This window comes from Dyella sp. PARNA 12/25, from assembly GCF_055702865.1.
Map to the genome: position 1 here is coordinate 15,617 of NZ_JBVQCI010000002.1, position 17,284 is coordinate 32,900.

Consider the following 17,284-nt stretch of genomic DNA (forward strand, 5'->3'; position numbering starts at 1 on the left):
AAGGGGCTCAGCCGGTTCGCCGGCAGCCACCCGTCATGACTGGCTCACGTTTATTCGACGGAATCGCAGGCAGGGTTGGCAGCACGGTCTTATTCATTCAGTTATCACAGGGAGAGAACACAAGATGGGCTTCAGCCTTGACCACCCGCTGGTGGTGTTCGTTGCAACGCTCGTTTCGCTTTGGGTCGCAGGGCGCATAGGCGTGTACATTTCACAACGCCATCCCCATGTGGCGTCCGACGAGCGTGATGCCTTCAATGTGCTGCAGGGCGCAACACTGACCCTGCTCGCGCTGATCATCGGCTTCAGCTTCTCCATGGCCATCAGCCGTTACGACCAGCGTAAGAACTACGAAGAGGCGGAAGCCAACGCCATTGGCACGGAGTACGTGCGTCTCGATCTGCTGCCAGCCGCGGATGGCGCCAAGGCGCGTCCCCTGCTAGTCCAGTATCTCGAGCAACGTATCAAGTTCTACGAAACCAGGAGCAGGGATCTGCTGCCGCCGATCAACGCACGTACCAATGAGCTACAGGCGAGCCTGTGGAGCGCAGTGACGCCGGCGGCCAGCCAGCAGCCCACCCCCATCATCGCCCTGGTGGTCGCAGGTATGAATGACGTGCTCAATTCGCAGGGCTACACCCAGGCCGCATGGTGGAACCGCATTCCCGTCGCGGCGTGGGTGCTGATGGTGGCCATCGCGCTCGGCTGCAACTTGCTCGTGGGCATCGGTGGGCACAGCCTCACCAAAGAACCCGCGATGATGTTTGTGCTTCCGTTACTAGTCGCCGTGTCATTCATGCTGATTGCGGATATCGACAGCCCTCGGGGAGGCGTTATCCACGTGGGTGCCCCAAACTTGAGGGCACTTCAGGCAACTCTCCCCTCGTCATAACGGATAAGGCGAGTTCACTCGTCCGCCCGCCGGAGAGTGAACCGCCCCTGTTTCCCGGCAGTCTGCGCAGGCCCGCTGCGCCAACTGGACAATCAAACGACTCAGCGCGCCTGCTGGATGCGGATCATGTTGCCCGCCGGGTCACGCACCGCGCAGTCACGCACCCCGTATGGCTGGTCGGTGGGTTCCTGGACAATGTCGGCATCGCGCGCCTGCAACTGCTCAAAGGCACCGGCGAGGTCTTTGGTAGACAGGAGAACAATGCCGAAGGTGCCCTTGGCCATCATCTCGGCAATGGTGCGGCGCTCTTCGTCGGTAATGCCCGGGCTGGCCTCGGGCGGATACAGCACAATGGAGGTTGCCGGCTGGCCCGCAGGGCCGACGGTGATCCAGCGCTTTCCGGCATACCCCACGTCGTTGCGCACTTCAAAGCCGAGGGTGTCGCGGTAGAACGCCAGGGCGGCGTCCGGGTCGTTCTGCGGGAGGAAGCTCGAGTGAATCGTGATATCCATGGCGCTTTTCTCTCAGTGGTGGGTGAAGTCCATGGGCTCAGTCTAGTTCCGGCTCTTCGACCGGCGCTTCTCGATTCCTGACCGGTCGCGCCACCTGTCGTGCCACACAGGGCGGCATCTCCGCGATGGCATGGGTCTCCTGGCGCCGATAAACGCCGGGGGACATGCCGACCAGCTCGGTGAACCGCGTGGTGAACGTACCCAGCGACGCGCAACCCACCGCAAAGCAAACGTCGGTGACACTGAGATCGCCACGGCGCAGCAACGTCATGGCTCGCTCAATGCGGCGTGTCATCAGATAGCTATAGGGCGACTCACCGTAAGCAAGCCGAAATTGGCGGCTGAGGTGCCCTGCCGACATGTGCGCACCACGCGCAAGCGCCTCGACATCCAAAGGCTGCGCATATTCCCGGTCGATACGATCGCGGACCCGTCGCAATCGTGCGAGGTCACGCAGTTGCTGTGCTGCCGCGGGTCGCTTGCTCATTCTCGGGATCGTGTCACGTCGTTTCGGGCGGCTCAAGTGCAGGGGCGAGTTAGAGACATCCCTGAATGAGATGTCGGAAACTGCGCCTCGCCATCTCCGCGGGTTGTATCCGAAGTGACATCAGCGTTAAGTCTGCTTTCTATGAAACAGAGTCAACCAAGGAGACACTCATGCCCGAGAAAAAGAGCCCCGACAAACCGGCCAGCAAACGTGCGGCCACCCAACGGCCTTCGGAAAGATTCACCGCAGAAGAACAGGCCGCCATGCGAGCGCGCGCCGATGAGCTGAAAGCCACCGCGCGCCGCGGCAAACGTGCCAGCAAGGGCGACGATGAAGCTGCGGTGCTCGCCAAGATCGCCGAGATGCCAGCGTCCGATGGCGCATTGGCCCAGCGGCTGCACGCCCTCATTCGAACCTGCGCACCGACCCTGTCGCCCAAACTCTGGTATGGCATGCCCGCCTATGCGAAGGATGGAAAAGTCCTTTGCTTCTTTCAAAGCGGGCAGAAGTTCAAAACGAGGTATGCGACGTTTGGTTTTCTGCAGGAGGCAAGGCTCGATGACGGCACCATGTGGCCAACAGCCTTCGCATTGATGGCGTTGACTGCCGCTGATGAGGCGCGCATCACGGCGCTCCTGACGAAGGCTTTGAGTTGATGACGAGCATCCAGCCTTCAGTGCAGCCTGGTCACCGCAACCCACGCTGACAGGCAGGCCAGCTTTTGCTCCTTGCGCCATGGCTTTCCCATGGGCGCGCCAAGCGCTTTGAGTCGGGTAGCGATATCGGTGGGTGATTTGTCGAGCATCGCAGCGGCAAGGTCCGGCAGCGATTTCTCATCCAGTTCCGTCACCGGGACGCTGCATTGACCGGATGCAAACCGAAGCGCGTCACGCACCGCCAGCGCTTCGGCAACCGGCACATGCTCCGCCCATGCGAGGCTGTAGCCGAGCAGATCGGTGATCCAGCCGGCGCGATTGACGAGCAATGCGGTGATGGCTGGCGGATATCCCGCCGCTTCCAACTGTTGAACGATGGTTTTCAAGCCGCCCGTCGCCAACTGGTCCTGGCGCTTGCGCCCCTCCGCCACCACGGCGACCGCCTCGGCTGACGCACCGCCATCTGGCGCACGAGGCATGTCGGATGCCTGGCGATAGGGCTCGAAAGCCAGCCGGTCACCTTCGGCGCAGGTTTTGAGCACCGTGGAAAGCACGACGCGAGGGGCCCCCGCTGCCACCGCCACACACACGGCCACAGCGCCGCCCTTGTATGCGCGCAAGCCAATGCCGGTTACGGCCTGAGAATGGTTTTCCGGTAGTGACATTCGCACCTCCCGGGCCAGGTCGACTCTGCGGTCGACCGTCGCTGCCCTACCCCATCACGCGATTTGCGGAGAATTTACTCAATTCCGCCCTTGCGCCATAGCGCTTTTACGCAACTCACAGGGAAGATCTGCACACCCTATCCCGGCCGCAGAGATATATACAACGCCATGAGTATAAGGATCATCCAGGGTCCGCACCCTCACGCCCCCGGCACCGACCAGCTGCGCCAACTGCAGCAGTTGGTGAACGCTTCGGGTCGCACCCTGGAACTATGCCCGTGCAGCTGCCTGCCCGGCCTGATCGCTCAGGTGCGCGCAACGAAAGCGGGCACCACCGAATTCATGCTGCTCGATCTTGGCGATCTGGCTTATCAGGCAAAGAACCACCCTGAGGCAGGGCTGGACGGCGCGCTTGATGCATTGAACACGCCTTATGTCGAGGTCCACGAAGAAAGTGGCGCTGAGCTGGACGCTGGGTTTCACCATGCGCCGATCGCCACTGTCATCATCCAAGGCGACATTGGCAGTAGCTATCGCATCGGCCTGGGTATTGCCCTGCGACAGCTGAACCTGCAGCAGGCGGCGTGATCTCGCTGACTTGCGCCCTCAACGGCTCGAGGGCGCAGCGATCACACGACAATCCTGGGTGCAGCCGAAATAGGCGATGCCCTTGGGGTAGTCGATGGTCATCACGAAATGCTGCAGCACATTGCCACCGACCGCACCTTCCGGTGGCTTGTCCATGATCGCAGCCATCATGCCGTGGAAGGCACGATCCGGGCGTTCGGTAAACCATGTCGGGCCCACGGCCCAGCCTGCCATCTCCACCCTGGGCACCTGAATGATTCGGGCCGGCATCACCTTGTCGCCATTCTCCACCACACGCCATTCGGGGTGCGCCGCATGCCAGCGCTCCAGCTGACTCGTGGTGATGTAGCTGGTAACACCGGTGCCATCGACCGTTGCCGTGCCGGTTATCTGCTTGCCTGAATCACTCGGAATGGCCGTAGCCCCCGTATCCAGAAGCATGTCGAGCGGCTGGCCTTCCACACGAATCACCACGCGCGGAAAGGCTTGAACCCGATGGCCATTGGCGTCTGCTCGGAAACCCAGGGTGTAAGGGTGCGCGCCTGTTGGCGGCGTCCAGCTGTCGCCCTGGAGAATCAACTTCCTCGCCGGGTAGTCAAACGTCCAGACGCGGCCATTGAGATAGCTCGAACCAAGCAACCCATCCGCATTGCTGATGGGGTGCGGATCCTCCAGCGTCAAAACCCCATCGCAACGACTGATGGGTGCAGGAATGCCTCGGTCAGGTTTGAAGGTGGGAACGGCGGTCGTGATCGCGGTTACGCCATCCACCGTGCATTGACCAGCCTTCAACTTAAGGCGGGCAGCGGCCATCGACCTGAGCATGTACAAGCCGTCGACACCCCCGCCTCCCGTGTCGACCGTCAGTTTCAATGTCTGCCCCGATACGGTTTCAGGCGTAGCAAAGAAATGCCCCGCCTCGTAAACCGTGGGCACCTCGTAAGCCTGAGCAGGCGAAGCGGCTAGTCCAGCCGCGGTGACCAAGCTCCACATCAGTGACATGACAACGCTCCCTCATTGCTTGCGCATAGGCTCAGGGATGAGCGGGGCGGGATACAACGTGCCTGTAGTCATCGAGGTCGGAAGTCATGAGTGGCGTAAGCTACGTTGGTCACCGGCCCTGCAGCATGGGCGTGTCAGCTTGCCAGCGAGCGGCCGTCGATTTCGCGCTTGCGATGTTCCAAGGAGGCCCGAATGACCGACCTGATCATCACCACCTACGACTGGGTGCCCGACATACCCCGTGGCTACGTGCGCGATCTGCGCTTGCGCTGGGCGCTGGAAGAGGCCGGACTGCCCTATCGCGTCGAAAGCGTGCCATTCCGTGGCGAGCGCGATGCCGCGCATCTGGCACATCAGCCCTTCGGCCAGGTGCCCTGGTTGACCGACGGCGAGATCTCGATTTTCGAGAGCGGCGCCATTCTTCTCTACCTTGGTCAACGCAGTGACGTACTGATGCCTGCCGATCCATTCGGCCGCAGCGAGGTCATGGCGTGGCTGTTCGCGGCGCTCAATTCCGTAGAGATGGCGAGCCTGCCGTGGTCCATTTTCCTGTTCTCCGGCGACACCAGCGAAACGCCGGGGCGCAGGCACCTGGAACAGTTCCTCAAGGCTCGGCTTCAGCACATGGAGCCGGTGCTGGCTAAACGGGAATGGTTGGCTGGCGAATTTTCAGTCGCCGACATCGCCATGGCGGACGTGCTTCGCCTGGTCGATCGGTTCGACGGACTGGCGGCCTACCCCGCCTGCAGCGCCTATGTCGCACGCGCCACGGCGCGCCCATCTTTTGTGAGGGCGCACGCGGACCAGCTGGCCCATTTCGCGGCTGCGGACTGACTTCCCAGCTCAGGCCGCCATCACCGGATGGTCAATTGCCCTGATCCGGTTCAGCCGGCACTGTGGACCGGTCGATCAGCTCGGCATCGCGCATTTCAGCCTTGGTGTCGCGCACGGCCTGCATATCGACCTGTCGTATCGAATTGATGCGACAGGCGCTTCGGTTGACGGCTTGTGGCGCTGTCTGCGGGATTACGCTGTCGAAGCGCGTCACAATCTGGCTCTGCTGATTGGTGAGCTGGATGCGCGGAGCCGTGGACAAACCGGTACAGGATCCGCGCAGTTCAATCAGGTACGTGCTGCCACTGGCCCGAAGGGCCAACGCGGAACTCCCGAGCGCCGTCCAACTGTGCGTACCCATGAAGTTGTCGAGCCGGAATGACATAAGTTGCGGGCCAGCATGCTGCCGGTACAGCTCCAGCCGATCCTGCGTGCTCAATGTAGGCGACTGGGCGCAGCCAAACAGCATGCCAACCGTCAGCGTAGCGAGAAGTGCTCGGCGCATAGGGCTAGCCTCGTCCATGGTGCGTTGGAAACCAGATGGGTCACCGTCGCGCTACGCCATCAGTGACCGGACAATCGTCAGCGGGTGACGCGAGTCGTGTTGCCGTCAGAAGAGACCTGAACGCGGTCGCCAATACCAAACTGGCCGGAGTTACCGTCCTGCGTGACCGCGATGGTGGCGCCGGTATCCAACCGAACAGTCACCTCCACGCCCGCGCGCGCTCCACGCGTCATGGCATTGCCTGCCGCACCACCAGCCACGGCACCGGCGATGGCGCCTACCGCGTTTGCACGACTGCCTCCACCTAGGGTGCTGCCCGCGATACCGCCTATCGCAGCTCCGGTGGCCGTACCGACGCCGCGCTGCTCACTCTGGATGGTCACGTCCCTCAGGCCGGTAACCGTGCCTGGTTGAACGGATCGCGCGACACCGACCTCGGATCGGTTGAACGTATTGGGCGTGGGATTCGTTTCACAACCCGACATCACCCCACAAACCAGAACCAGCACAGCCATGGCAATCTTGGAGGTTTTCACTCGCGTGCTCCGCCTAAGTGCTACCGTACAGCGACACTGCCGCGTCGTCGCCGACCCGTTCCACTGCATGATCATGGCCTCAAGCTTGATAAAGCCATTGTGAATTTGGCAACGGGGTCCTGTGAACGGTCGCCGGCACTCAGCCTTCATGGTGGACGGCCAATTAGATGGCGGCTTCACGAAAGCCTACGGATAGTAGGGGACAAATTCCCATCTCGTGCGATGACGTGACCCGGATAGGAGAGCGAGGGAAATGATCCGTCTATCTCGTATGGTTCGCCGCCTCTCTCTGCCCATGGTGCTGATTGGCCTGTCCACGACCTTCCAGACGCAGGCGCAAACGAGCACCGATCACATCAATGATCTCATCGACCAGCCCGGTGGCGCAGGCCTTGGCTTTGTGCTCCGTACTGAGATATCCCCCTATAAAGACTCCGGTAATCGCACCGATCTTCTTCCGCTGTATCTGTACGAGGGTGAACATCTCTACCTCAGTGCAGACCGCCTTGGCTTCAAGCTCTACCAGGATGACACCCAGCGTTGGGACGTCTATATCACCCAACGGCTCGAGGGCTTTCCCCATGAGCAGGCGCACGGCGTGCTGGCGGGCATGGATTTACGCACGACCTCGGGCGACCTGGCCGTGGCTTATGCCAACAAGTTTTCGTGGGGAACACTGCGGGCGTCAGTGCTGCATGACATCACCGGTATCTCGCACGGCACGGAAGTGCGCCTTGGGTACTCGTACGACTGGCGATTTTCACGATGGGTGTTAAGGCCAGACTTCACCTTGTCCTTTCGCGATGCCAACCTAAACAATTACTACTATGGCGTAAAACAATCCGAGGCCACGCCAACGCGCCCCTTCTACGAGCCGGGCGGCGGTGTAAACGCGACGCTTGGCATTTACGCCACCTATGCTCTGACCCGGAATACGCGCCTGATCACCGGCCTTTCCGCCACCTATCTGGATAGTGGGATACGCAAAAGTCCCATCGTTCGCGACGGTATCCAGCCGGCTGTCTATCTGGGCGCCGTTTACGACTTCGGCAGCTTCCGCAACGTGGCGCTCTCCGATGACAGCTCCCCCACCTACTTGAAGTTCTTCTATGGCCGATCCGCCGGGCCCGGGTGCCACCTGGTCAAGATCATGGCCCTGAGTTGCATATCTCTGGACAACGAGCACCCGACCGACATCGCCGGCTTTCAGGTCGGCAAGCCTTTTATAAGGCGCTTTCTGGACTGGCCGCTGGATTTCACCGGCTATCTCGGCCTGACCTTCCACAACAACCGCGGGCTGGCCACCAACGGCCCGCAGATCGACATCTACGTGAAGGCGTTCTTCTACGGGTTCCCGTGGAACCGGTGGGTGGAGACGCGCCTGGGTTTCGGCTACGGCGTCTCCTATGCGGCGAACGTGCCATACACCGAAATTAGCAGCCAGCAACGGCGTGAGCGCGAAACATCACGCCTCCTCAACTACCTGGACCCGAGTATCGACGTCAACGTCGGCGACATCTTCCGCTCCAAGGCACTCAGCCGTACCTATTTTGGTTTTGGCGTATCGCATCGGTCGGGCATTTTTGCGTCGTCTCGCGTGCTGGGCAACGTCGACGGCGGATCGAACTACATCTACACGTACATCGAGATGGGGCTCAACTAGTGCAGCGTAACGGACGCGAGGTGACGTACTGCCATGCCCCTGAAAATGTCGTCCGGCGACTCGATCGACTGGCGCTTTCGTCGCATCGTCACCACCATCTACGTGGTACTTGCGGCCCTGGTCGCATGGCGCTTTGTGGATCAGTGGCAAGGCTATTGGGATGCCCACGAGGCGCAAACCGAGTTTGTCGCGGTGCAGGCAACACTTCGAGCCATGGCGGCCATTTCTGGCGAGCGTCTCCCCGCATTTGAGGTGCTTGAGCGAAATGGCAGTGCATCCGCCGAGCAGATCGATGCATTGAAAAAGGCTCGCCAGTCTGCTGATCAACGACTCGATGAACTCAAGGTCGCGCTCAGTAACACTCGCTGCAGAAGCTGCGCGGCGCAGATCCCGGCCCTGAGACAGGCGAGAGCAGATCTGATGGTGGCAAGGCGGCGGGTGGACGTTCTTGCAGTGCGGCCGCAAGACAAGTTGCCCTTTGGAAGGACCCTTAATGCGTTCGACCAGCTGGTCAACGTCATCCCGCAACTCGCGGCGATTGCCAATGCCACTTCCATGGGCGTGATCCGAGAAAACGCCGACGTGCAAAGCTATTTGCTCGTCTCGCGCCTCGCTGCGATGCTCTGTGAGCAAGCCAGTCTGCTTAGTTATCACCTCATGCCGGCACTGGAGTATCAGCGAACGCTCACCGAAGAGGAGTCGTTCGACATGGGGCGGGCACTCGGCGGTATCGAGCAACTGCGGGGGCTACTTGGTACCGGCGTCCGAGGTCTTTCGCCTCAGCTCAAGAACTATCTGGACGAGATCGACAGACGTTACTTCGGCGATGGCGTTGCGTATGTCGAGCAATTGCGCAGCCAGGCAAGGCATTCCGACATAACGGACACCACCGTTGACCAGTTCATGGACCGCTACAGCCCGACACTCGACCCGATCGACCATTTTCGCGATGCGGCCCTCCTGCTTACCGGACAGACCATTCAGGACAGCCTTCACCGGCATCTGATGCTGCTGTTGGGCGCAGGCCTGTTTGCGGCGGTACTGACGGCGGTACTACTGTTCCTAATTTGGCGTTTTCGGCAAAAGATCATTCACCCCTTTGTGGAAGCAAGGCGATCCATCCTCGCCATTGCCTCGGGGGACGCGTCGGTGGCCATTCCGCAGTCGGGCTACATCGGCGAGATCAAGGATATGTTCGGGGCGTTGGCCGTACTCAAGGCGAACGACGCGCAGCGCGTGAAGCTGGAAAAGGAGCGCAAGCGCCTGATTGGCGAACTCAGGGTGATGGCGGAAACCGACCCGCTCACCGGCCTGCTGAATCGGCGCGCCTTCGAAAGCCGGGTCAAGGTGCTGAGGGTGCGGCGCTCGGACAAGCATGACAACGAACCGTTTCTGGCTCTCATCATGCTGGACATCGACTTCTTTAAGCGCATCAACGACACCTACGGACATGACAGTGGTGACCGCGCGCTGGTGAAGTTTGCCAATGTGTGCCGCGACACGGTGCGCGTGGACGATATCGTGGCGCGTTTTGGCGGCGAGGAATTCGTGGCACTGCTACGTGTCAGCGAGCCCTCGCAAGCTCTGCAACTCGCAGAACGGTTACGCCAGCGACTTCGTCACGAGAAGATCGTTGCCACCAACGGCGAGGTATTCAGCTTCACCGCCAGCCTCGGCGTGGCGTTTGCGCGCCGGGCCGACGCGCCCGACATCGACGACTTGCTGCAACGCGCTGACGCCCTGCTCTATCAAGCGAAAACCAACGGCCGCGACCGTATTGAGGCGGAAACCATTGCTTGATGGCTATCCCTGGGGCGCCTGCTTCGCTTGGGGTTTGAGCAGCGCTGCGAGCAGTGGCCAACGGAGTGATGCAGCGGTTCGTACCTGTTGAGCCTGGCTGTCGTAATAGCGCGCAGGGTCCATGTTGCCAACGTACTGGGCATAAGTATCGATGTCGCTGGGCATCAACTTGGCGCGCCCGCTGCGTTCGGGTGTCATGGTTTTCCCTCCATCCACACATTGTCCGGTGTGCGGATCACGTAGCCTTGCGGCGTTTTCATGGTCAGGGTGTTTTCGTTCTCGCCAACCATGCGCGTCTGCGGCAAGTCGGCAGCGTACTGTTGCAGTGTGGGCGCCCCAGTACCGAACGGGCTGTTACCCACCAAACTCGACATCAGCTGCGCGAGTGCCAGATAACTGCTTGGTGCATCGATCACCACCGTGTGACTCGGCTGATTCGTGCTTGTCGGCAGCCCGATCAGCTTGACGCCAACCGGCACATTGACGATGCGCGGCGTCGGGATTTCGCGCAGACCGGAAACCTGCCCTGCATCCCCACGCAACGCCGCACCGTGTTCCGGTACAAACACCAGCACCGCCCTGCGCCCGGATTGCTGTATCAGCGTAATGAGGCGATCCACATCATCCAGCAATGACTTCAGGCGAAGGGGATACGACTGCAGGCTAGTGAGGCCAGCCTTGCCCGGAATGCGGTTACCGTCGTGCAACGTCACCGTGTTGTAGTAGAGGGCGACCGGACGAGCCTCTCCGTTGGTACGCGACTGGTACCAACGCGCCAACACATCATAGTCACCCACCAGCGGTGAACCGTCGAAGGCTTGCAGCGCTTCGGGCAAGCCTTGGCGAGACAAAGGCTGTATCCCCGGGGGACCCATCTCGCGCTCTATCAGACCACGGAAGTCGTCGAAGCGGCCATCGTGATTCATCAGGAACTGAACGTCGTAACCCGCCGCCGCAAGGTCGGAGAACAGGTGGCATTCCTGAGGTGCCGGGTCATAGAGATCCTTGTGCGGCTGCTGCCCGCAGGACGCACGCAACAACCGTATCGCCGCCGGGCCGCTGTAGCTCGCAGCGCTGCTGAAGTTCTTGAAGAGGAAATCGAACCGGCTGAACAGCGGGTTGTCGCGCATGTTGACGACATCCATGTCGTCCCATGACAGCGAACAGATGTGGATGACAATAATGTCGAACTGCGCGCTGGGGACGGCGCTCATCGGCTGGAAGGTGACGTGACGATTCTTCTCGTTGCGGTAGAACGCAGCCAGCTGATCGTCATAGCTCCCAGTGGTGGCGTCGGCATCTCCAGCTTTCGGGCCAGCACTTTCACTGGCCGTTTGCTGGGCGCCACCCGCTGATTTCGCGACCAACGAGCCCATACCCTCCCACAAGGGAAACACGATCAACGCAAGCAACACCAGAGTGGTGACGCGTACCCAGCGATTGATAACGGCGTATACAAGCACCGCTGCAATCGGCACGTAGACCATCGCAGGCTTGAATACACGCCTCATGAGCTCCAGCAGATAGGTGGGCGAAAAACCCGCCAAGCCCGAGAGCTGCTTCACCGCATAGCTGATGGGTGGCAGGTCCGCCTCGCTATAGGCAAGCGCGAAGGCAGCCACCATGGCCAGGCCGAGCCGAGTGTTGCGCTGCCACCGACGTTGCAACGGAATCAGCAGCGCCAGCGCAAACAGCAGATTGAGCCACCAGATCGGCTTGAGAGTGCCGATGGAGGCCAGATATATCTTGGCGATGAAGTAGAGGTTCCACAGTCCCATGGCTTATCCCGTTATCCCGGCTGGCGTGGCCGACGGAGGAACACCGCGCCGAGGGCATCCAGGCTGGCATCGATGAGTCGCAATACACCCTGGATGCCCATCTCGATGACCTCGAAAAAGCTGTGCAGCGGCGAATCCGGCACCAGCCCCTCTTCCCAGCGAACCCAGGCATCAGCACGGCCGAAGGTGCACTGAATCAGCTGGGTTTCTTTTTCAAAGGACCACTCCTCGAATTTGAGGCCGAGATGCACGCCGCTGCAGCGCGCGACCACTGCCTGGAAGTAGTAATCCATTTCGCCGCGCGACAAGGCCACGCCAATCGCTTCGCCACGCTCCATCTGCATGGGCTCCGGCAACACGATGGCGAGACCACCGGTCGAATAGTCCTGGGTATGGCAGGCAAGCGTCTTGCCGTTGGAAAGGACCAGGGTGGCCGGCACGCGTAACGGCACGTGATGGGAGACGCGCACCTGCCGGGTCTCCTTGGCCACGCCCACGGCTGCGCCGAGCATGGCGACATTGAACAAGGCCCAGAACATGTTCATCAGCACGGTAAAGGGCTCGTCGCGCTGCACGGTGAAGATGCGAACGATGCCCGCCACCATGGCAATGAGGTTGATGGCGAGCAGCCAGACGTACGGCTTGGACGTACCCCAATCCAGATACTCCTGCTCGATCAGGCCGCCCTTGGCGGTGACGTTGAACTTGCCTTTCTTGGGATTAATGAAGGCCACCGTGGTGGGCAGCACCGTGTACCACGCCAGCACCGATTCGTAGACCTCGGCCCAGAACGAGTGTCGGTACAGGCCCTGGATGCGCGAATTGGCCATGCCGGAGATGAACAGATACGGCAACACATACGCCATGACCGCCACCGCGTCCGCATTGAACACATGCAGGCCAAAGAACAGGAAGGCACTTGGCATCAGGATAAAGATCAGGCGGGGAATGCCGTAGAAGAAATGCAGCATGGCGTTGCTGTAGCAAATGCGCTGGAAGAACTTCAGCCCCTTGCCGAACAGCGGCGTGTCAATGCGAAAGATCTGCGCCATGCCGCGCGCCCAGCGAATGCGCTGGCCGATATGACCCGAGAGACTTTCAGTCGCCAGCCCCGCCGCCTGCACGATGCGCAGATAAGCCGTGCGATAGCCGCGACGGTGAATCTTCAGCGAGGTATGCGCATCCTCGGTGACGGTTTCCACGGCGATGCCGCCCACTTCTTCCAGTGGAGCGCGGGCGATCACCGCGCAGGAGCCGCAGAAGAACGTGGCGTTCCAGAAATCATTACCGTCCTGGATCAGGCCGTAGAACAGGCTGCCCTCATTGGGAATGCGCAGGAAGGTGTCGTAGTTGCGCTCGAACGGATCGGGCGAGAAGAAGTGATGCGGCGTCTGCACGATGGCGCACTTGGGGTCCACCATGAACTCGCCCATCGTGGTCTGCAGGAACGAGCGAGTCGGTATGTGATCGCAATCAAAGATGGCGATGTAGTCGCCACTGGTCAGCTTGAGCGCGTTGTTGATGTTGCCGGCCTTGGCGAAGTGATGTTCCTCGCGGGTGATATAGCCCACACCCACTTCTTCGGCGAAACGCTGGTACTCCTCGCGACTGCCATCATCGAGCAGGTACACGCGCAGCTTGTCGGCCGGCCAATCCATGCTTTTTGCCGCCAACACGGTGGGGCTGACCACCGTCATGGGTTCGTTGTAGGTGGGGATATAGACGTCCACCGTAGGCCAGCTGCTTGTGTCCGCCGGCAAGGGTGCGGGCAGACGGTTCAGCGGCCAGGCCGTCTGCATGTAGCCGAAGAACAGCACGATCCACGTATAGATTTCCGCCGAGAACAGCAGATACCCGAAGATCGCTTCGATGGGGCTGGCGAAGTTGAGCGTCTGCGTCACGCGCCACCACATGTAGCGCCCGGTCATGAGGATGGATAACGACACCATCAGCATGGTCGGCCATCGCCCAGGAATGAAGCGCGCCACCAGCATCACCGCGACGATCACAATGGAAAGGCGGAACTGCTCGCTCAGCTGCAATGGGGTGGTCCAGAAGGCCACGCCCACGAGAAACGCCGCCACCAGGATGATCATCTTCAGATGCGGCAAACGATCCAGCACTTCGGACCAGCTGGCGATGCGCTCCCCCACACCACCCCAAGGTACTTTGGGCAGCCGGGAAGACACCGTGTTACCCACCTTGTTGACCACGCCGTAGGCCGGCTGCAGCCAGGTATTCAGTCGACCGAAGAACACCGAACCGCGCCGCGCACCACGATGGTGGCGAATGCTGCGCAGGTTGGCCGCCAGACGCACGCGCCGACGCGGCGGCCGGAAGAACAGTCGCTTGATCCAGGTACCGAAGCCGGCATCGGCACTGACATCGAGTTCGCTGCGCAAGCGTCGCTCCAATCCCTGGAACCACTGCAACACCCAGTCGCGCTGCCCCGGGCGAGGCGGTCGAAACAGCAGGCGCACGAACCACTCGCTGCCACCGGCGTCGTCGACGACGCCCAGCTGACGGGCCAGCAGGTGCTTGAAGCGTGCCTTCAGGGGCGTAACGACTGCGCCGGTCACGTCGCACCTCCGGCCGCCGGCGTGCTGGATTGGGAGGCGTCCTTCACCCATTGCGACAACCACGACGCCAGGCCCTGCAGGTCGTGCGCCGCCTGCGAATGCGGCGCGCTGCGGCAGAAGTTTTCGTCGCGCGCCAGCGCCTCGGGGATACCGGTATCGGCATGAATGCGATAAGTCGACAGGGCCGAACCCAGCGTGTCGCGCAATAGCACCAGCATATCCGTGTGCAGCTGCGAGGCCGGCGAGATGGCGTTGGCGACGTACACGGCGGCCTTGCCGATAGCATTGAGTTCATTGCGCAGACGATGCAGCGTCGCGGCCGCCTGCACATCGGGCGGCAGCACGACCAGCACCAGATCCGCCGCCTGGATCGCCTGTGTGGCGTGGATCGAAGGCCAGGCTGCCGTGTCCACCAAGGCGATGCCAGGCGCAGGGAGATCCACCTGGGCCAAAAGCTCTTGCAACCAACCAGGATGATCATGCAGCGTGGCGTCGATGACCGCGGTCTGCTTGGCATCAGGCTCCCTGCCGTCGTCACGCACGCCGCCCCAGGGCAACCACAACACGCCGTCCTCGCTTTGCAGCGCGGCTTGACTCCAGTCGTCGCTCGGCGCCAGAAGATGCCGTACCAGACCTTGGCGGGCAGGCTCACGCAAACCGGCATGCAACGTCAGCACATTGCGAGGATCACACTCCACCGCAAGCACCGCATGCTTGCGCGCCATCAGCAGACCGGCGAGCTCGGCAGTGAACGTGGTGCGTCCCGCACCGCCCACCGCAGCGATGATGGCGATGGTCTTCATGCCTTCTCCTTCGCGCCTCCCTGCTGGCGTTTGCCGAGGATGACCAGGCCTTCGATATACGGCGGCAGCTTCACCGAGCGACGCCGCAACAGGGAACGCCAGCGCGGCAGCCAGTAGCTGAGATGCAGACGCCACGCCAGCCACCACAGGGGTGCTGCCAGCATCAGCCCCCAGACGAAATAACCAAAGAACGGAGTCACGGCCCTGCCCTCCGGGTTTTCAGTGGCAGCGACGCCGCACGCGGAGGTCGTCGCGTGGCGGCAGCTTCAGTCCCTGGTGACGCGGCATCCAGCGTGCCCCAGATGGGCAGCATGGTCGTTGGCGCGCTTTCGGCTACTTCCGGTGCTGCCTCCGGCTCCTTGGGCACGGTGGTCGAGAGCATCGGCTGGGCCCGCTCCACCAGACCGGTGTAATCGGGCGCAGGCACCTCGGCGATGGTTCGCTCGAGGTCACCGAGCACGGAGAAGATCGTGTCACGGTCACCGCAACGCAGCTCGCCCCGAAACAAATCGGCTGGCCGCCGCTCAAAGACATGCTCCATCGCCTTGCCCACGTCATCGACATGGCAAGCAAAAAAGAACAGGTAAACGCTGTCGCCGCTAGCCGTGCACAAATCGCCCGTGCGGCGCATATGGCAGGCTTTCAAGGCGTCGATGGCGGCGACGTCCAGGCCCAGCGGCATTTGCAGCAGCACGTTCGGCAAGCGAACGGTACGGCTGCGTTCAACCGCTTCGCGCACCAGCGTCACGAAACGCTGGGCCGGCACGTAGCCAGTGGTCGAATCGCGCATGGCTGCGGCCAGCGAGGCGTGATAGTCGTCCGGCACAGGGCGCGAGAACAACTGACCCTGCACGCTGTCCACGATGATTTCGACCTGCGCAAACGGTGTGTTGCGCGGAATGATGGCGTTGGCGCCAAGGGTCAGCAGCACCAACTCATAGCGGATGCTGATGTTGTCCTCGCGCACGAGAATCTTGAGGGCTTTGCCGCACTGCCGGCGCAGATAGTTCACCTGCTTGGCCAGCGTGGCGAGGTTGACGTTGATACCGAAGTGCAGAATCACGGTGGCGGCCACTGCATGACTGGCGGCACCGACTAGCACTTCGTTATCGGACAGCACCTGCCAGTTCTTGGGCACGGATCGCTCGTTGGCGATGGCCTCCTGCGCCACCATCACAACGTTTTCGTCGGGCGCCAGCATGCCGATGCCTGAGCCATGACCCTTCTCAGGGTCGAGTACCGCGACGAGACGGTGGCCTTCCGCCGAGAAGCGCAAGGGAATCGATTGCACGGCGGTCAGGGCATCGCGCTGGTCACGCCAAAACACCACTTCCCACCGGTATTCACCTTGATCGTGTACCAGCTGCGCCGCGCCAGCAAACTGGATCTGGAAATCCGTCAACGGCAGAAAACCTTCACTCTGATCCACCAACGGCGGCAGCATCACCATCAACACGGTATGGCGTGTCTGCGCACACCACTCCGCCAATGCCGCCCCCTGCCGGATCAGTTTGGCGCGATCGTCCCAGGCAAAACACGCCGCCACCCCTTCCACCAAAAACTGCGTGGCAGGCGAGGCACATTGATCCGATAGCGCCTGGAGCGATTCCATCAGCATCTCGCAACCGTCCCGGTCGGGCGACAAGTGCAGGCTGAAGACGTTGGAGCGCGGATGTACGGTGCCTGGCTGATCAATATCAAGGCCGTGCTGACGCAGCGCCTGCGCAATGTCCTGCGACGCGCGTGTGGATACCACCGTGACCGGCGTCACCAGCGCATTGGCGGCCGTCTTCCAGAACAGCGCATCGCGCGCAGGCGAGCGATTCGCGTAGACCGCATAGACGCGCCCAGTAGCAAGCCCAGCCAGCGACGGTGGCAGCCCGTCGATAGCGAGCGACTGATTCAGGCGCAGGCGAGCACGGTAGCCCTGGGCTTGCAACCGTTCAGTGGCTGGTGGTGATGGGTTCGTCACGACGTTCGTCCC

Annotated in this window: 18 protein-coding genes; 6 read left to right on the forward strand and 12 right to left on the reverse strand. The window is 61.5% G+C overall.

The window, feature by feature from the left end; translation table 11 throughout:
- The first annotated feature begins 124 nt into the window (after positions 1 to 124).
- Positions 125 to 892, forward strand: coding sequence for a bestrophin-like domain (locus tag AC0GUR_RS04590; protein WP_472876301.1), 768 nt, complete (start codon positions 125 to 127; stop codon positions 890 to 892).
- A gap of 101 nt (positions 893 to 993) precedes the next feature.
- Here AC0GUR_RS04590 and AC0GUR_RS04595 read toward each other — a convergent pair whose 3' ends face one another.
- Complete coding sequence (locus AC0GUR_RS04595) at positions 994 to 1,404, reverse strand: VOC family protein (RefSeq protein ID WP_472876302.1); 411 nt, start codon at positions 1,402 to 1,404, stop codon at positions 994 to 996.
- Between the two features lie 37 nt (positions 1,405 to 1,441).
- Entirely contained in the window at positions 1,442 to 1,891 is a 450-nt protein-coding gene (locus AC0GUR_RS04600) for a helix-turn-helix transcriptional regulator (RefSeq protein WP_472876303.1), read from the reverse strand.
- Positions 1,892 to 2,061: 170 nt separating this feature from the next.
- Here AC0GUR_RS04600 and AC0GUR_RS04605 point away from each other — a divergent pair, with 170 nt between their 5' ends.
- Complete coding sequence (locus AC0GUR_RS04605; protein WP_472876304.1) at positions 2,062 to 2,547, forward strand: iron chaperone; 486 nt, start codon at positions 2,062 to 2,064, stop codon at positions 2,545 to 2,547.
- Between the two features lie 17 nt (positions 2,548 to 2,564).
- Here AC0GUR_RS04605 and AC0GUR_RS04610 read toward each other — a convergent pair whose 3' ends face one another.
- Positions 2,565 to 3,212 carry a hypothetical protein gene (locus AC0GUR_RS04610; RefSeq protein WP_472876305.1) on the reverse strand — a complete coding sequence of 216 codons (648 nt, stop codon included), beginning with the start codon at positions 3,210 to 3,212 and terminating at the stop codon, positions 2,565 to 2,567.
- A gap of 168 nt (positions 3,213 to 3,380) precedes the next feature.
- Here AC0GUR_RS04610 and AC0GUR_RS04615 point away from each other — a divergent pair, with 168 nt between their 5' ends.
- Positions 3,381 to 3,800 (forward strand): hypothetical protein, encoded by a 420-nt coding sequence (locus AC0GUR_RS04615; protein WP_472876306.1) that lies wholly within the window; start codon positions 3,381 to 3,383, stop codon positions 3,798 to 3,800.
- A gap of 18 nt (positions 3,801 to 3,818) precedes the next feature.
- Here the strand turns inward: AC0GUR_RS04615 and AC0GUR_RS04620 are convergent, their stop codons facing one another.
- On the reverse strand, positions 3,819 to 4,802 hold the full coding sequence (locus AC0GUR_RS04620; protein ID WP_472876307.1) for a hypothetical protein: 984 nt from the start codon (positions 4,800 to 4,802) through the stop codon (positions 3,819 to 3,821).
- A 192-nt stretch (positions 4,803 to 4,994) separates the two neighbouring features.
- Between AC0GUR_RS04620 and AC0GUR_RS04625 the strand changes: the two genes are divergently transcribed.
- Positions 4,995 to 5,636, forward strand: a complete 642-nt coding sequence (locus AC0GUR_RS04625; RefSeq protein ID WP_472876308.1) for a glutathione S-transferase family protein — start codon at positions 4,995 to 4,997, stop codon at positions 5,634 to 5,636.
- A 31-nt stretch (positions 5,637 to 5,667) separates the two neighbouring features.
- Here AC0GUR_RS04625 and AC0GUR_RS04630 read toward each other — a convergent pair whose 3' ends face one another.
- Positions 5,668 to 6,141 (reverse strand): DUF6491 family protein, encoded by a 474-nt coding sequence (locus tag AC0GUR_RS04630; protein WP_472876309.1) that lies wholly within the window; start codon positions 6,139 to 6,141, stop codon positions 5,668 to 5,670.
- A gap of 77 nt (positions 6,142 to 6,218) precedes the next feature.
- A complete protein-coding gene (locus AC0GUR_RS04635; RefSeq protein ID WP_472876310.1) occupies positions 6,219 to 6,677 on the reverse strand; it encodes an outer membrane lipoprotein in 459 nt (152 codons plus the stop codon).
- Between the two features lie 253 nt (positions 6,678 to 6,930).
- Here AC0GUR_RS04635 and AC0GUR_RS04640 point away from each other — a divergent pair, with 253 nt between their 5' ends.
- Together AC0GUR_RS04640 and AC0GUR_RS04645 are read left to right on the forward strand one after the other, a co-directional pair.
- The gene (locus AC0GUR_RS04640; RefSeq protein ID WP_472876311.1) at positions 6,931 to 8,340 is read left to right on the forward strand and encodes a MipA/OmpV family protein; all 1,410 of its coding nucleotides are present in this window, start codon (positions 6,931 to 6,933) and stop codon (positions 8,338 to 8,340) included.
- Positions 8,341 to 8,553: 213 nt separating this feature from the next.
- On the forward strand, positions 8,554 to 10,140 hold the full coding sequence (locus AC0GUR_RS04645; protein WP_472876312.1) for a GGDEF domain-containing protein: 1,587 nt from the start codon (positions 8,554 to 8,556) through the stop codon (positions 10,138 to 10,140).
- A 3-nt stretch (positions 10,141 to 10,143) separates the two neighbouring features.
- Here the strand turns inward: AC0GUR_RS04645 and AC0GUR_RS04650 are convergent, their stop codons facing one another.
- Genes AC0GUR_RS04650 through bcsE form a run of 6 tightly spaced genes read right to left on the reverse strand, consistent with a single transcriptional unit; the run spans position 10,144 to position 17,272 of the window.
- The gene (locus AC0GUR_RS04650; protein WP_472876313.1) at positions 10,144 to 10,338 is read right to left on the reverse strand and encodes a hypothetical protein; all 195 of its coding nucleotides are present in this window, start codon (positions 10,336 to 10,338) and stop codon (positions 10,144 to 10,146) included.
- On the reverse strand, positions 10,335 to 11,918 hold the full coding sequence (bcsG, locus tag AC0GUR_RS04655; protein ID WP_472876314.1) for a cellulose biosynthesis protein BcsG: 1,584 nt from the start codon (positions 11,916 to 11,918) through the stop codon (positions 10,335 to 10,337). The genes AC0GUR_RS04650 and bcsG overlap by 4 nt, the downstream gene beginning before the upstream one ends.
- Before the next feature lie 11 nt (positions 11,919 to 11,929).
- Positions 11,930 to 14,497, reverse strand: a complete 2,568-nt coding sequence (gene bcsA, locus AC0GUR_RS04660; protein WP_472876315.1) for a UDP-forming cellulose synthase catalytic subunit — start codon at positions 14,495 to 14,497, stop codon at positions 11,930 to 11,932.
- A complete protein-coding gene (gene bcsQ / locus AC0GUR_RS04665) occupies positions 14,494 to 15,300 on the reverse strand; it encodes a cellulose biosynthesis protein BcsQ (protein WP_472876316.1) in 807 nt (268 codons plus the stop codon). Before bcsQ ends, bcsA begins: the two co-directional genes overlap by 4 nt.
- Complete coding sequence (locus AC0GUR_RS04670; RefSeq protein ID WP_472876317.1) at positions 15,297 to 15,500, reverse strand: hypothetical protein; 204 nt, start codon at positions 15,498 to 15,500, stop codon at positions 15,297 to 15,299. The genes bcsQ and AC0GUR_RS04670 overlap by 4 nt, the downstream gene beginning before the upstream one ends.
- Positions 15,497 to 17,272, reverse strand: coding sequence for a cellulose biosynthesis protein BcsE (gene bcsE / locus AC0GUR_RS04675; protein ID WP_472876318.1), 1,776 nt, complete (start codon positions 17,270 to 17,272; stop codon positions 15,497 to 15,499). Before bcsE ends, AC0GUR_RS04670 begins: the two co-directional genes overlap by 4 nt.
- Positions 17,273 to 17,284: the final 12 nt, after the last annotated feature.